This window comes from Nostoc sp. DedQUE12b (genome assembly GCF_034530835.1).
Taxonomy (GTDB): domain Bacteria; phylum Cyanobacteriota; class Cyanobacteriia; order Cyanobacteriales; family Nostocaceae; genus Nostoc.
In genome coordinates this window covers 1-14,749 of sequence record NZ_JAVRCI010000053.1, presented here as the reverse complement: position 1 = coordinate 14,749, position 14,749 = coordinate 1, and the positions used below count along the sequence as shown (strand labels likewise).

At 41.5% G+C, this 14,749-nt stretch carries 17 protein-coding genes; 9 read left to right on the top strand and 8 right to left on the bottom strand.

The window, feature by feature from the left end; translation table 11 throughout:
- Nucleotides 1-345: 345 nt before the first annotated feature.
- Complete coding sequence (locus RMY16_RS22845; RefSeq protein ID WP_322738267.1) at nt 346-1,101, bottom strand: WecB/TagA/CpsF family glycosyltransferase; 756 nt, start codon at nt 1,099-1,101, stop codon at nt 346-348.
- A gap of 424 nt (nt 1,102-1,525) precedes the next feature.
- On the opposite strand from RMY16_RS22845, the gene RMY16_RS22840 reads away from it, so the two are divergent.
- From RMY16_RS22840 to RMY16_RS22830, 3 genes are all read left to right on the top strand, one after another.
- A complete protein-coding gene (locus tag RMY16_RS22840; RefSeq protein ID WP_322660848.1) occupies nt 1,526-2,245 on the top strand; it encodes a response regulator transcription factor in 720 nt (239 codons plus the stop codon).
- Nucleotides 2,246-2,407: 162 nt separating this feature from the next.
- Nucleotides 2,408-4,081 (top strand): SpoIIE family protein phosphatase, encoded by a 1,674-nt coding sequence (locus RMY16_RS22835; RefSeq protein ID WP_322660850.1) that lies wholly within the window; start codon nt 2,408-2,410, stop codon nt 4,079-4,081.
- 3 nt (nt 4,082-4,084) lie between these two features.
- Nucleotides 4,085-4,510 carry an anti-sigma regulatory factor gene (locus tag RMY16_RS22830; protein ID WP_322660852.1) on the top strand — a complete coding sequence of 142 codons (426 nt, stop codon included), beginning with the start codon at nt 4,085-4,087 and terminating at the stop codon, nt 4,508-4,510.
- 131 nt (nt 4,511-4,641) lie between these two features.
- On the opposite strand, the gene RMY16_RS22825 is transcribed toward RMY16_RS22830, so the two are convergent.
- Nucleotides 4,642-5,073, bottom strand: a complete 432-nt coding sequence (locus tag RMY16_RS22825; protein WP_322660854.1) for a ketosteroid isomerase family protein — start codon at nt 5,071-5,073, stop codon at nt 4,642-4,644.
- Between the two features lie 239 nt (nt 5,074-5,312).
- Between RMY16_RS22825 and queG the strand changes: the two genes are divergently transcribed.
- Both queG and RMY16_RS22815 read left to right on the top strand, forming a co-directional pair.
- Nucleotides 5,313-6,287 (top strand): tRNA epoxyqueuosine(34) reductase QueG, encoded by a 975-nt coding sequence (gene queG, locus RMY16_RS22820; RefSeq protein WP_322738266.1) that lies wholly within the window; start codon nt 5,313-5,315, stop codon nt 6,285-6,287.
- Nucleotides 6,262-6,897, top strand: coding sequence for an HAD-IA family hydrolase (locus tag RMY16_RS22815; protein ID WP_322738265.1), 636 nt, complete (start codon nt 6,262-6,264; stop codon nt 6,895-6,897). Before queG ends, RMY16_RS22815 begins: the two co-directional genes overlap by 26 nt.
- Nucleotides 6,898-7,048: 151 nt before the next feature.
- On the opposite strand, the gene RMY16_RS22810 is transcribed toward RMY16_RS22815, so the two are convergent.
- Nucleotides 7,049-7,426, bottom strand: coding sequence for a hypothetical protein (locus tag RMY16_RS22810; RefSeq protein ID WP_322738264.1), 378 nt, complete (start codon nt 7,424-7,426; stop codon nt 7,049-7,051).
- 216 nt (nt 7,427-7,642) lie between these two features.
- Here RMY16_RS22810 and RMY16_RS22805 point away from each other — a divergent pair, with 216 nt between their 5' ends.
- Complete coding sequence (locus RMY16_RS22805; RefSeq protein ID WP_322660862.1) at nt 7,643-8,173, top strand: orange carotenoid protein N-terminal domain-containing protein; 531 nt, start codon at nt 7,643-7,645, stop codon at nt 8,171-8,173.
- A 65-nt stretch (nt 8,174-8,238) separates the two neighbouring features.
- On the opposite strand, the gene RMY16_RS22800 is transcribed toward RMY16_RS22805, so the two are convergent.
- Nucleotides 8,239-9,003, bottom strand: coding sequence for an ABC transporter ATP-binding protein (locus RMY16_RS22800; RefSeq protein WP_322738263.1), 765 nt, complete (start codon nt 9,001-9,003; stop codon nt 8,239-8,241).
- A 256-nt stretch (nt 9,004-9,259) separates the two neighbouring features.
- On the opposite strand from RMY16_RS22800, the gene RMY16_RS22795 reads away from it, so the two are divergent.
- Nucleotides 9,260-9,622 carry a Panacea domain-containing protein gene (locus RMY16_RS22795; protein ID WP_322738262.1) on the top strand — a complete coding sequence of 121 codons (363 nt, stop codon included), beginning with the start codon at nt 9,260-9,262 and terminating at the stop codon, nt 9,620-9,622.
- Nucleotides 9,603-10,040, top strand: a complete 438-nt coding sequence (locus tag RMY16_RS22790; RefSeq protein ID WP_322738261.1) for a hypothetical protein — start codon at nt 9,603-9,605, stop codon at nt 10,038-10,040. Before RMY16_RS22795 ends, RMY16_RS22790 begins: the two co-directional genes overlap by 20 nt.
- Here RMY16_RS22790 and RMY16_RS22785 read toward each other — a convergent pair.
- The 3 genes from RMY16_RS22785 to RMY16_RS22775 form a co-directional block, all read right to left on the bottom strand.
- The gene (locus tag RMY16_RS22785) at nt 10,037-11,059 is read right to left on the bottom strand and encodes a zinc-dependent alcohol dehydrogenase (RefSeq protein WP_322738293.1); all 1,023 of its coding nucleotides are present in this window, start codon (nt 11,057-11,059) and stop codon (nt 10,037-10,039) included. The two genes, RMY16_RS22790 and RMY16_RS22785, sit on opposite strands and share 4 nt — an antisense overlap.
- 107 nt (nt 11,060-11,166) lie before the next feature.
- Nucleotides 11,167-11,352, bottom strand: a complete 186-nt coding sequence (locus RMY16_RS22780; RefSeq protein ID WP_194043989.1) for a hypothetical protein — start codon at nt 11,350-11,352, stop codon at nt 11,167-11,169.
- A gap of 55 nt (nt 11,353-11,407) precedes the next feature.
- The gene (locus tag RMY16_RS22775; RefSeq protein ID WP_322738260.1) at nt 11,408-12,478 is read right to left on the bottom strand and encodes a glycosyltransferase family 4 protein; all 1,071 of its coding nucleotides are present in this window, start codon (nt 12,476-12,478) and stop codon (nt 11,408-11,410) included.
- A 456-nt stretch (nt 12,479-12,934) separates the two neighbouring features.
- Between RMY16_RS22775 and xth the strand changes: the two genes are divergently transcribed.
- Nucleotides 12,935-13,717 (top strand): exodeoxyribonuclease III, encoded by a 783-nt coding sequence (xth, locus tag RMY16_RS22770; protein ID WP_322738259.1) that lies wholly within the window; start codon nt 12,935-12,937, stop codon nt 13,715-13,717.
- Between the two features lie 117 nt (nt 13,718-13,834).
- On the opposite strand, the gene RMY16_RS22765 is transcribed toward xth, so the two are convergent.
- Nucleotides 13,835-14,749, bottom strand: a 915-nt coding sequence (locus tag RMY16_RS22765) for a T3SS effector HopA1 family protein (RefSeq protein ID WP_322738258.1), incomplete at its 5' end; no start/stop codon positions are given.

Below are 14,749 nucleotides of genomic sequence, written 5' to 3'. Positions count from 1 at the left end.
CATACCCACAATCAAACAGTTTGACTGCTTAAATGTGACATTCTCCCCAAAATAAGGATTCCCAGGTTTCGCCTGGGAATTTAAAATTCAACAAAGAAAATTTAAAATTTTTTCAAGACTTTAATACTAACTAAGTAAGAACACTCAGAATTCAGCCCTGAGAACTCAGAATTCAGAATTCATAACTCTTAACTAATTGCACTCAGCACTCAGCACGGGCTAAACGCCCCGCTTCCGCTAACAGCACTCAGCACTCAGCACTCAGCACTCAGCACTCAGCACTCTTAACTAATTGCACTCAGCACTCAGCACTCTTAACTTAATTGCACTCAGCACTCAGCACTCTTAACTAATTGCACCCCTTGCTGTCAAACGATAAACAAACGCTTTCACAGCAAACGCTGGCAAAGCCAACATCCGCCGCCAGCGCCAAGGTTCTTGATAAAGGCGATACAACCATTCCAAATTATTATTTCCTAACCAGGCGGGAGCGCGAGTTTTAGTTCCCGACCAAATATCAAAACTGCCACCAACGCCAATCCAAATTGCTTGGGGACACAAATGGCGGTTTTCGGCAATCCATAACTCTTGACGTGGCACTCCCAAACCAACAAAAATCACTTGTGGCTGCAATTGAGCCAGAGTTTGTCGCAATTGTGCTTCTTCTTCTGGAGAATGATAGCCTGAGTGAGTGCCGATTATATTCAAATCTGGAATTTGCTGCTGCCAAAAATCTGCCGCATTTGCCGCCACTCTAGGCGCTCCCCCATAGAAAAATATCTTTGCCCCTGTCTTCTGTTGCCCAAGTGCTTGCAAAAGTTTTTCTGCTAATTCAATCCCTGGAAACCGCTGCACTTTTTGCCATAACAGCCATCGTAAATACAGAACAACCCCAGCTCCATCTGGAATCACCAGTTCAGCATTTTTAATCACCTGAGCTAATAATTGATTTCGCTCTGCCTGCATAGTCATTTCTGCATTGAGCGTTACGACATGAGTTCCTCTGCCTGTGTGCAGGCATTCTAACAACCAGCCTGGATAGTCAGCCATCACATGAACTGGTATTCCCAACACTGAAAATGCTTGATTGCCGTTAGACATAGCCTATTCTTAAGTAATACTCACACCAGATTTTGCATGAATGTTAAGTTTATCAAATTTTTTTATATTAGAACTTAGGCAAAAGAGATTTCCCTTTGCCCTGCAACGAGAGTAAGCATAATTAAACTAAATAGACATAATAGTGAACAAGAATGTATATACGCAGCCCTGCTACGTAATATATAAGGGTTTTAGATAACACATAATTAATTTCACTCCTTTGTCTATTAATCTTGGGCGCTTGTACTTGGGCTGAACCAGTCCAACTTTTATTGTTAAAGTGTAATATTCACTCAGTATAAAACGCTCAACTCGCAACTCTGGTTCCGGGAATAGAAGCTCCCACTATACTGCTTGCAGCTAGTGTGGGAGTATGTCACGAAACTCGACTTTATGGTTATAGTGTAACGGGCTGAAGTTGGCTATGAGTAAAATTCGTATCGCTCTGATTGAAGACCATGACCTAACTCGTGTGGGTATTCGTACAGCACTACAGCAAAAGGATGAAATTGAAGTTGTAGGTGAAGCTGCTAATGCTGCTGAGGGTCTAAAAATGTTAAAAATGCTACAACCAGATATTGCCATTGTCGATATTGGTTTACCAGATAAAGATGGCATTGAGTTAACACGGGAGGTAAAATCTACTACTAATGGCCAGCAGCTACTTACAAAAGTGTTAATTTTGACGTTGCGGGATAACAAAGAAGCGGTGTTGGCAGCTTTTGCCGCTGGTGCAGACTCTTACTGTATGAAAGATATCAAATTTGATAATTTGCTGGAAGCAGTACGAGTAACTTACAATGGCAACGCCTGGATCGATCCAGCGATCGCTCGGATTGTATTACAACAAGCGCAACAAAATCCTCAAAAGTTGGAATCGGTTTTGGTCGATTCCAAGACTATTGCTCCTAACCCAGATTCTTTTGAGAATCTGGAAGGAATTCAACCTTACACCCTGACAGAAAGGGAATTGGAAGTGTTACAGTTGATTGTCGAAGGTTGTAGTAATGCAGTAATTGCGGAAAGACTTTATATCACAGTTGGCACTGTTAAAACTCACGTTCGCAATATTTTGAATAAGCTATGTGCCGATGACCGTACCCAAGCAGCAGTCCGCGCCTTGCGTTCTGGGTTAGTTGGATAAATTTAATTTTGGTGTGGATCAATTGAGGATAATCAAGGGAAACTCAGAACTTTGAAAAGTTATATTTTCAAAGTGAATGGCTTCTCTGATTTTCTCTTATTTATTAGTGAGATAAATATCATACTATCTCACCATTCAAATATATGAAAACAAAAGTCAAATATGGCTGAGATTGGGACGGACAAACTTAAGCTCATGGTGGTAGATGATGAGCCAGATAACCTAGATTTACTCTACCGCACTTTTAGGCGAGATTTTCAAGTATATAAAGCCAATCATGCCTTTGGTGCTATGGAAATCTTGGATCAATTTGGCGAGATGGCGGTAATTATTTCTGACCAAAGAATGCCAGAAATGAATGGGACTGAATTTTTTAGTCGCACCGTAGAACGCTTTCCAGACACGATTCGGATTTTGTTAACTGGTTTTACTGATGTCGAAGATTTGGTAGATGCGATTAACTCTGGTCAAGTATTCAAGTACATTACCAAACCCTGGAATCCAGAACGGCTGAGAAGCTTAGTTGAGCAAGCTACTGATACGTATCGCCTAGTAAAGAAGCGTACCCAAGAGTTGCGTCGGGCCCTACGGCGAGAATCTTTGTTTAATGCGGTAACAACAGCAATTCGGGAATCTTTAGACTACGATAGTATGCTGCAAAAAATTGTTGCAACTATTGGAGAAACATTTGAAGCTACCAGTTGCTTGCTCAAACCAGTGGAGGGCGATCGCCTCACACAAGACGAGTTTTTCTACCACGATCCGAAATCTGATGTATCAGATTGCTTATTTGACTCCAGTGTTTTAATCGAAAAGGTGCTGGAAACCCGTCATTATCAACTCGCTCAAGATATATATGACGGTAATCCTAGTCACCACCTAGTTGTGCCACTTAGTTACCATCAGCATTTATTGGCTGTGCTGACCCTCCACCAATGGGGACGCGATCGCCCTTGGGAAGACGAAGACATCCAACTAATTGCAGGTGTTGCCGAACAAGCAGCCTTAGCCCTCTCTCAAGCAAAACTCTACCAACGCCTCCAAGAAAAGCAACAGCAGATTCACACTGAATTAGAGGTGGCTCGCCAAATTCAATACAACCTGCTACGCCAAAGTTTACCTGACATTAAAGGTGTGAAGGTACAAGCTTGCTGCTATCCGGCGCGTGAAGTAGGAGGCGATTTTTTTGAAGTTTTTGTTCATCCTAAAGGCGACTTGTGGTTAGCAGTGGGTGACGTTTCTGGCAAGGGCGTCCCAGCAGCTTTATTTATGGCTAGTATTATTTCAGTTTTGCGCCGAGAATTATCTCAAGAGACACCAGCAGAGCCGAATGTGGTTATGCAGAACCTTAACCACGCTCTTAGTGAAGATTTAATTAGCAACAATTATTTTGTCACTCTTGTGTTAGCTTGTTATACCCCCACCACTAAGGAACTGGTCTACACTAATGCCGGTCATATTTACCCAATATTATGGTCACGGCAAGGTGCTTTAGCCGAAAATCCCAATTACCTGAAAGTTCGCAGCGTTCCTTTGGGGATTTTGCCTAAGTGGCAGGCGCAGTCTGGTCGCTTGGTTCTCGCTGCTGGAGACACATTGTTACTAGCCAGCGATGGGATTACAGAAGCAATGGTATCAAATAATCCTGATTCAACAGTAAAAACTGAGGCTGGGGTTGAGTCAGTGAACCGTTCGATGCTGAATCAAGATGGTCTTTGGCAACTCTTACAACAAGAGCAACAACCACTTTCTCTTAACCATTTGCTAGCTCGCATCCAGGCAGATAATCACGTTCAAGAAGACGATCAAACTATACTTTCACTGGAGATTTTGTAAGTCATGAAAAGTGAGCTTCATGTACCAAGCGACTTGAATTTTCTGAATATTGTTGAAAACTGGTTGTTGGGATGTTTAAAAATTCAGCTAGGGGAATCTGTAGATTGGTCGCGGCAATCAAGTCGTTTGAGACTGGCTTTAGTGGAAGCCTATTCTAATGCAGTCCGTCATGCCCACAAAGACCAACCAAATTTACCCATCTTACTACGTTTAGAAGTGAAAAACCGGGATTTTGCTCTAGAAATTTGGGACTACGGCGAAGGCTTTGATATGTCTAACTACTACGCTCCAAACCCGATGGAAAAGCAAGAAGGTGGTTATGGTTGGCTAATTATGAATCGTCTCATGGATAAAGTAGATTACAAGTTGCAGGTTAATGGTGCTAATTGTCTGAAGTTAGAAGCTACTTTACCAGAATTAGTCCAATAGACAAAAGTTACTATTTTTCAAGTCATGCTATTTATGAGTCAGAATTCAGAATTCAGAATAAAGCCATAAATCCTGTGTGAGTAGGTGAGAAATATTCGTTGAAAACTTTGCCCTTTGTAGTTATTTGCTATTTACTTTTCACGACGTAAAGAAAGTAACTCTTGGGGGGAAGCTAAAAGTTTGATTCTAGTATAGGAAATTTGCCGTTGTTGGTTGAGAATAAATAGCCACAAGACATTGACACTACACCACGAAGTTTGTGCTTTGCCTGTTACCTGGACTTGGATATCACCATTGTCTAAAGTATCGGCTATTCCTGTGTTCGGGTAAGCTTTGATGTTTTGACCTTCTTGTTTTAAGTAGGCTGCGATCGCATCTGTCCCGACAATATCAGATTCAAATGGCGGACGCATCACACCATCTATCGCAAATAAGGCAGCAGTTGCCTCAAATTCTCCTGCATTTAAGGTTTCAAAATAACGCAGTACACTTGGTTCTGTAATTCCCTTGATTTGGAATTCTTCTTTAAACTGGGCTGGCGATATAAATTCAGCAGAGGTCATAAAATTACCTGTATTATCGTGTCTGAATATTAATTTCAATACAAAAATAAGTAAAAAAAAAGCTGCTATTGAGATAGATTGCTACACATTAATAAATCTTCCTAACGATGGAAGTCTTGAACTGCTACGCGGTTCCAGACAGGCTATATAACGGGCGTTTAACAAATCTTAATTAAAAGTATTGGCTACATCATATATAATTAAGAACGCCTTTATTTGGGCAAAATCCAGATAAAAAAATGAATCAGTATTCTGTAACGAGCAGCAGTCTGGTGAAAGAAAAAGCCAGCGAGTTGGGCTTTCACAAAGTTGGAATTACTGCTGTAGATCGGGTAAATGCCACAGAAAGGCAGAGGTTGCAAGCATGGATTGAACTGGGTTATCACGCTGATATGAAATGGATGGCGAATCCAAAGCGTCAGGACATGCGCTTAGTGATGCCAGAGGTGCGATCGCTAGTGTGTGTAGCGCTGAATTACTACACACCACATCAACGTCCTGAAAGTGAGGAATACGCCAAAATTTCCCGTTATGGTTGGGGAAGGGATTATCACAAGGTGATGCATGGAAAACTCAAGCAGCTATCTATATGGCTAAAATCACTCGATCCAGGCGTATTAGCTCTTTATTATGCAGATACTGGCCCGGTGCAAGATAAAGTGCTGGCTCAACTTGCTGGAATTGGTTGGATTGCTAAGAATGGTAATGTAATTACACGGGAATATGGCTCTTGGGTATTTTTGGGAGAAGTGTTGACCAATTTAGAATTAGAGAGCGATCGCCCACACACAGAACACTGCGGTAGCTGTACTCGTTGTCTTCAAGCTTGTCCTACAGATGCAATTACTCAGCCTTTTGTTGTGGACGCTAATCGTTGCATTGCTTATCATACAATTGAAAATCGGGACAAAGAATTGCCAGAGGCGATCGCATCTAATTTGCAAGGCTGGGTTGCTGGTTGCGATATTTGCCAAGATGTTTGTCCTTGGAATCAACGTTTTGCCCAAACAACTGATATTGAGGAGTTTCAGCCAAATCCTGGGAATATTGCTCCCCACCTGCTAGAATTAGCCCAAATCTCAGATCGGGAGTGGGATAAACGATTTCCAGCATCTGCCTTGCGGCGGATTAAGCCAGAAATGTTACGACGCAACGCCCTAGCTAATCTTGACGCATCCAGGCAGAAGAATGACCCAGAAAGTAATTATTTTTGATTTTGATGGCACAATTGCTGATACAGTAGATGCCCTTGTAAGTATTGCTAATCGTTTAGCTGGAGACTTTGGTTATAAACAAATAAGCCCAGAACAATTAGCCTTCCTCAAGAACTTAACATCTAGGGAAATCATTAAGTACTCAGGAGTTTCTCTATTTAAAATCCCTTTTCTAGTAAAACAAGTTAAAGGAGAATTAAAAAACAAAATACCAGAATTAAAGCCCATTCTGGGTATTAAGGAAGCATTAACAGAACTCCAAAATCAAGGATATAAATTGGGTATCATTACTTCTAATTCTAAAGAAAATGTCACGCAATTTCTCACAATCAATGATTTAAATTACCTATTTGATTTTATCTACTCAGGAATTACAATTTTTGGCAAAACAACCATCATCAATAATGTCTTGAGGCAAAAACAACTCAAACCTCAAGAAGTTATTTATGTTGGAGATGAAACTAGAGATATAGAAGCATCAAAAAAAGCAAATATCCAAGTGATTGCAGTGACTTGGGGCTTTAACTCACCGGAAGTACTAGCCAAGCAAAATCCAGATTATTTAATTCAGCAACCTAGCGAACTACTAGGAGTTATGAACAGTCGTTAATTAATAAATAGTCAAAAGTCGATCATAAAAAACTTATCAATTGACGATTGCTCAAAACAGTAGAGTGGGCAATGTCCAACAATAGGGAGAATTTTAATTTTCATATTTGTGACATTACCCATCTTACCAAATAGGAAGATATTAGGAAAAATTAATTTTTCCGTTCACCCTTTTCTAAAGCTTGTTTTACTAAATCATCGCTGACATTAGTTGCATCCCCAGTCTGATAATTCCCAACTTCTTTTGCTGACTCTAGAAAATCATCAGGATTGCCTGTTGACTGTGTTTGAGGTTTTGTCTCTTGTGGCTTAGAGGTTTGATATTTAGGTGCAGTAGCTGAATCAGCTGCTGCTGCACCTTCACCTGTGCGATCAACTTCACTAACGCTGAATTTTTGTGCAGCTGCATAATCAGCATCAAAATCCACCGTTGGCGCTTTTTCTTCACCACTAGCTATGCTTTCAGCAGCTAATTGTGCATCCTGGGTGGAAGCTTCATTTAAATTGGGCTTCACTTCTTCATCAGGCATAATTAAAACCTTAGGTAAATTTTTTATTGCTAAAGCTAGCATAGCGAAGTAATGTGCTGATTTCTTGCTTCCTGGGGGAGACTTTTACCTCTATTAAAAGGTAGATTAAACCTGGAATTTCCAATTAATTTAACTATTTCTATGGATAGTAGAATCTGATTCTCAAACTCTGGTAGGACTTAGTTTGGCCTATTACATTTCCTTGGAAACAAATTTATGACTGCAAGTTACGATAAAACTATTTCTCAAGCCCAGAGCAATGAAACTCAACAATTTGTGGATAGGTTTAACGCCTTAGATACTGATGCCAAATTAGCTTGGTTCTATTTTGTTTATAAAAAAATGGGTGATTCGATCACGCCTGCTGCTCCTGCTGCGGCTGAACCAGAGTTAGCACCACTTCTGCTAGGAGATTACTTTAAATTATCCGATGAGCAGCAACTAGATATTATGCGGGATATTGTTAACCGCAAAGACACAGAATATTCTCGTGCTTATGGGGCGATAAAAGAAAACAACCAGCTGCTAGTTTGGTATGCTTGGGCGGTAGCTATGGGAGATACGGTGGTTGGAATACCGTCTAGTTACCAGCCAAGTCAGGCAGTTAACGATCTGCTTTCCGAGATTGAAGGACTAGATTTTGAAGAGCAAATGTCAGTGTTTCGGACAATAGCTGGTGAAGTGGGTTACACCGATGTTAAACCAATCGAAACACAAGCAGAAACTGGAAAAACGTCAAGTTTGTAATCAGCTTTGGCGATTAGAAATCGCGGCTACACAAACTAAAGTCCGCCTCTGCGGACTTTACGAACCTACGAGACAGCTAACTGACTCAAGTCGGCTGGGGTGAGGTTAGAGTGTACTACTTGACCATCACGGAACCAAACGATGCGCTGAGTTTGACGGGCGACTTCTGGTTCATGTGTCACCATCACAACTGTGATTCCACTGGCATTGAGTTCGCCAAAAATATCTAAGACTTCTTGGGTTGTACGCGAATCAAGTGCGCCTGTGGGTTCATCGGCGAGGAGTACTACGGGACGATTGACGATCGCACGCGCGATCGCTACTCTTTGTTGTTGTCCACCAGATAGTTGAGTTGGTTTGTTGTTGAGGCGATTTGCTAAACCTACTCGCGTCAATGCTTCTGTTGCGCGATCGCTTCTTTCTTTGGGATTCACACTAGCATAGACCATTGGTAGCATCACATTTTCTAATGCTGTGAGTTGGGGTAATAAATGAAATTGTTGGAAAACAAAACCCAGCTTTTTATTACGGATATGTGCCAGAGATTTATCATCCATTTGCGCCACATCAATATTGTCTAAGTAATAATGTCCGCCTGTGGGTCGGTCTAGACAGCCGATAATATTCATCGCTGTGGATTTACCTGAACCAGATGGCCCCATAATTGAACAATATTCGCCCTCGTGGATAATCAAATTAACATCGTTAAGTGCTTTGACTTCAGTTTCGCCACTGCCATATATTTTATAGATATTCTCCAAACGAATAATTGTTGATTTAGGGACGGGATTAGGAACTAGAGAATCGGTAATTGAAATAGTGTTTGCCATAAGAATTTATTATTAGTTGGTAGAGATGCAATTATAGCGATCGCTCAATTAAACTATAAGAAGCAGAAAAATTCTTCCTAGCTCTTGCTGTGATAACTCTGTAAGGTGATGTATTAGAGCAAATAAAAGCTAACTATTATCTAGCATACTGAAGGGGGTGGTTGTAGTGTTGTCATGTTTTAACGTAGCAGATTACTTTATCTGGTTAGCAAATGAAACAGGCTCTTTTATCAGTAATCTAAAGCTGCAAAAGCTTGTGTACTACGCTCAGGCTTGGCATCTTGCACTCAATGACACTCCTCTATTCCCAGAGGATTTTCAAGCCTGGATACATGGCCCTGTGATACCTGCGTTGTACCAGAAGTATAGGCTTTTTGGATGGCAACCAATTTTAGAAGATGTTAACCCAGAATTACCCCAAGAGGTTCAAGAGTTTCTAGATGAGGTTGCACACGAATACTTTGCTTGTGATGGTTATGAACTAGAACAGATGACTCATGCCGAGACACCCTGGAATTTGGCTAGAGGAAATCTACCACTTGATGAAGCTTCCAACGAAGTTATTCAGAAACAGTGGATGAAGGAGTATTACGGATCTCGTGTCGAAGAAAAGGATTAAGAAGACTGAGATTGCCAAAGACGGCACATCAGGTATTAGACCAACAAAGCTGAAGCCAACTCAAGGCATCAGCTTTTCGTTTAAATATTATCAGGACAGTAACAGCAAATTTTCTTGTAGCCAAAAAGAAATAATCTACTGGCTGACCTTGCTTGATCGGTTAAAAGCTCTATCTAGCCTAACGGCTCAAGAGTTGTTAGTAAATCGTAGCAGTACGCTCAGGTGTCATCCCATCAAGTGGGAAGATACCAGCGAGAGGGCATTTGGTTTGCCAAATGAAGAACAATTAGTTGACATACCATATCAGTTTTCCATCTCCTCAAATGAACATGGTAGGGTTCATGGGTTCTTTATTGACGAGATTTTCTACATTGTTTGGCTAGATCCAGATCATCTGCTGTACCCTGCAAAAAATTAAGGAATCATTGCTACCTTAATTACTTTACGCGCCTTCATATCAGAAAACACCTGTTCTAAATCTTTTAATGGTCGCTGTTGGCTAACAAGTAACTCAAAGGGAATTTTGCGACTAGCTATGAGTGCAAGGGCCGATCGCACATACTCTGGTGTATTATGAAACACGCCTTTGATGGTAAGTTCGCTATAGTGTAGCTGTTCTGTATTCACGGTAATGCTGGTATCCCGTGGACATCCACCGAATAAGTTGACTGTTGCACCAGGACGGGCGCAAGCGATCGCAGTTTCCCAAACACTTGGGACACCAGTAGCTTCAATTACTACATCTGCGCCCCACCCTTGGGTCAGTTCTTTCACTACACTGGGAATATCCGGGATTTGATGATAATTAAAGGTCTGGGTTGCACCCAATTTCTGACCAATTTCTAGTCTGTGGTTATTACCTCCCCACAGCAAAACCTCAGCTTTCTCACTCAACGCCGCCACAAACATCAGCCCGATTGCCCCATCTCCTAACACGACTACTTTATCTTTGGGCTTAATATTAGAACGCGCTACACCATGCAACACACAAGCCAAAGGTTCCGTCATCGCTGCCAATTCCCACGGCAACTCATCGGGAATCTGCAATAAATTATGTTCTACTATCGGTGCAGGAATTTTCAAGTATTGGGCAAAAGTCCCATTATTCCAGGTCAAATTTGGACATAAGGAATATTCTTGACGTTGACAAAAAAAGCATTTCATGCATGGGGCAGAATTATTAGCGACGATGCGATCGCCTACTTGCCAATTTGTCACTCCTGCACCCAAGGCAACAATCTGCCCAGCCGCTTCGTGACCAAACAGGGTTGGCGGGATCAGCATCCTGGCATGACCGCCACGCCGCCAGACTTTTAAATCTGTACCGCAAGTTGTTGCTGTCCCCACTTGCATTACAACTTCGCCAGCCGCCGGAGTGGGGTCAGAAACTTCCTCTAGGCGTAAATCTTCTTGACCATAAAGTAACGCTGCTAACAAAACTTTAAACCTATTAATTAGCTCCATCCGATTTTACCAGTTGAGGCTTATTGATAGGTTTAAACTAAATCAGTATTGATTTTTAGTAGGTTTTATATATTCAAAAACTAGCTATTCACAGCTGGCTGGGGAAGCACACCGGTATTCCGAGTTTCCACATTAGGCAGGCGAGTAGCAGTTAATAGTGGTACTTCTTGTCGGCACGATAGGCAAAACCAATAGAGTTCACCATGACGGGCATGACGCAGGAGGGAACCACCGCAGCATGGGCAAGTGTTGGCTCTCGTACTCATACCAATGTCCTCCTTAAAAAATTGTTGTTTTAAACTAAGTCAAAAAAGCAGTTGATTAAAACTGAATGTTAGCTGCATGAATGCGGCCATTCGATTCTATGCGGTCTTTTATAATTTGTCTGTAAACAGCTTCATATCCGTTAACCATTTGGCTAACGCTAAAGTTATTTTCTACATGTTTTCGACAGGTTTGACGATTGAGTTCCAAAGCTGGTGGAATCATTGCCGCCATTTCTGCGTAGCTATTGCAGATAAAACCTGTTTTACCGTGGGCAATAACTTCAGGCACAGAGCCAAAATTCGTGGCAATTACTGGCGTACCAGTTGCCATTGATTCAATCATTACTAAGCCAAAAGGTTCTTGCCAGTTAATGGGGAAAAGAGTGATGGCAGCATTACCTAGAAGTTCAGTTTTTTGGGCATGGTTAATTTCACCGAGATATTCGATTTGCTTACCATCTATGTGAGGGACAATCTCTTGTTCAAAAAACTCTGAGTGTACTGCATCAACCTTCCCTGCCATCTTCAAACGCCAACCACTTTGTTTAGCAATGGCGATCGCATGTTGCGGCCCTTTATCTGGCGAAAAACGACCTAAAAACGCTAAATATGAAGGTTCTAATGGTTGGGCTACAAATGGGTAATCCGCTAGCTCAATTCCGTTATAAACCGTGCCAACATAATTAAGGTCGATTTGACGCTGCGAATTACTAATGCTGATGTATGGTTGCTTTTGGTAGTAGCTAAATGCGTGACGATTGTCAGTTGTAAAATTATTGTGCAGGGTATGGACTGTAGCAGTTACTGTTATCAAACTCGCTAAAGGTAATGCCGAAATTCCTACATGAGAATGGATAATATCGAATTGGTCAGCACGCTGGTAAACTTGGCTTAGTTCTAGCATTTCGTACACTGCATACTCTTTCACATTTTGGTCTAAGCGTAATGCACGTGGATAAACTGCTTCTAAGTTAGCCAAAGTTTGAGAATCACCAGAGGCAAATAAAGTTACCTCATGACCGCGACGAACAAGTTCATCAGTCAAGCGACTCACCACCAATTCTATTCCTCCATAATTAGGAGGTGGAACCCTTTCCCATAAGGGGGCAACTTGAGCGATTTTCATAAGTTTTTCTGGTTCAGTCTATGAAATTGTCCTCAATAATGAACTAGATCATTATTTTATGAGTAAACAGCATTTGTACTTACTCTTTTGACATTTAAATTAACCTTACAGGCTATCAAAAGCGCAATAACGGTTAACCCTACCGCAAATTTTCTGCCAACAAATCTAACTGGCTCTCGGCAAAAGTCAACTCTGAGCTACACTTCTAACCGTATAGCTATCTATTATTTGTTGCATCTGTCTTGGGGATCATAAAGAGGTAGAATGTTTTGTAGTAGAACTTACAAAATTGAATATTTAGTAGCTGACAATACTAAAATATTCAATGGGATCAAGCCATTAAAGCTTCATTTAAAGGTAATTGGGAAAGATAACAGAAAATATAAATATTAAGAAATTGTACAATAATTACATAATTTGTAATTAGTAATTTACAAAAATTCTGATAATTAACTAATGAAAATCGCTACTTGGAACGTCAACTCAATTCGCACTCGCCTAGAACAGGTTATCGATTGGTTAACCCTAAATCCTGTTGATGTTCTCTGCTTGCAAGAAACCAAAGTTGTGGATGCTGAATTTCCGCGATCGCCTTTTGAGCAGTTAGGGTATAACCTTTATATGTCAGGGCAAAAATCTTATAACGGCGTAGCCCTGATTAGCCGCCAGCCACTTTTAAATGTCAGTAGCGGGTTTAGGGCGATTTTGCCAGATTTACATCACGAATGGGACGAGCAAAAGCGCGTGATTACAGGTGTAATTGATGGCGTGCGGATTGTAAACTTATATGTTCCTAATGGCGCAGCGGTAGGAACGGAGAAATATGAATACAAACTGCGCTGGTTGACAGCGCTACACGAGTATTTGCGATTGCTGGTGTTGTCAGAATCCGCAATTTGTGTGTGTGGCGACTTCAATATCGCCTTGGAAGATAAGGATATTCACGAGCAAGTGAGTACAGAAAATCACATTATGGCAACAGAAACAGAGCGCCAAGCCTTACGGGATATTCTGAAACTGGGATTTGCCGATGCTTTTCGCAAATTCACCACAGAAGGTGGAAATTATAGCTGGTGGGATTATCGCTCTGCCGCTTTTCGTCGTAACTTAGGTTGGCGAATTGACCATCACTATCTCACGCCCATCCTATATGAACGCGCTACAAGTTGTATTATTGATGTCGCGCCGAGAAAGTTAACTCAACCTAGCGACCATGTGCCAGTTATTGTGGAATTTTGAATGGATATTGGGCATTAGGAGTGCTGAGTGCTGAGTCCTGAGTTAGAAGTTAAGAGTTAGGAGTTTTGTTTACCCCCTTGTTCCCTTGTCTCCCTGCCCCCATGCCCAATTAATCAATCAATTTAACGGTTTATATATATCTTCAGAACTGGGATTGAGATAAGGACGCTGCAAATCTATTAGATGCCGCGCAAAATGTTGGTCAATAACCCTCATCCGTTCCTCCATCGCATTTTTACCTTTTTGCCAAGCTTCCAACAAAGCATTTGCAACGATTTGGCAACGGTTCATCCCAAAACTTTCTTGTGCCGCAAATTTTTGGGTTGGTTCTTCGGCTAAACCTAATCCTGGAGCTAAAAATTTGGTAAACAAAGGAATTTCGGGCTGGAAATGGGATTGATTTTCGATATAAACAGTCTGAAGAATTGTGCGGATTGCTGGATAGTCAGGGAGTTCAAAGTAAAGTAGCCCTGAATCATAGCGTCCGTATGCAGAAGGGTTGTGGAGAACCTGAAAACTAAAGGGAATCGAGGCTGCATTTAGTTGCCGTGTCAAGCTTTCCATGAGAGCGATCGCACCAGATGCCGTAAAGTTAAAGTAGATTCGTCCTGCTCCTAAATCGGCGTCTGGGTTACTTTGCCGCTCCTGTCCAACATTGCTAACTGCTAAGTAACAGCCATTTTGCAGTCGATTTTTGGGCATCCAGATTGCTACCATGTCACCTACTTTGGTAGATTTCTTGCTGGATTTTAGATGGCAGTCTGGCTCAACATAAAGTGTTAAACCGCCTTTAGTCACCGCCATAGTCCCATCAGGCTCTTTCCGCAACACCTGCCATCGAGGGTCAAAGTAACCGATGCCGTGATTACTGGCGTGCAGTTGTTCGTAAAAGTCCCAGTCAATCTCCAAAATGGAATTATCTGCTAAATTATGATTTGGCGGTCGATTAGCATTATCAGTATTGACTGCCAAAGTACTTTGTAGAGAGCCATTGTAATAGATTCCATAGAGAAAATTTCGCAGTAGTAGAGT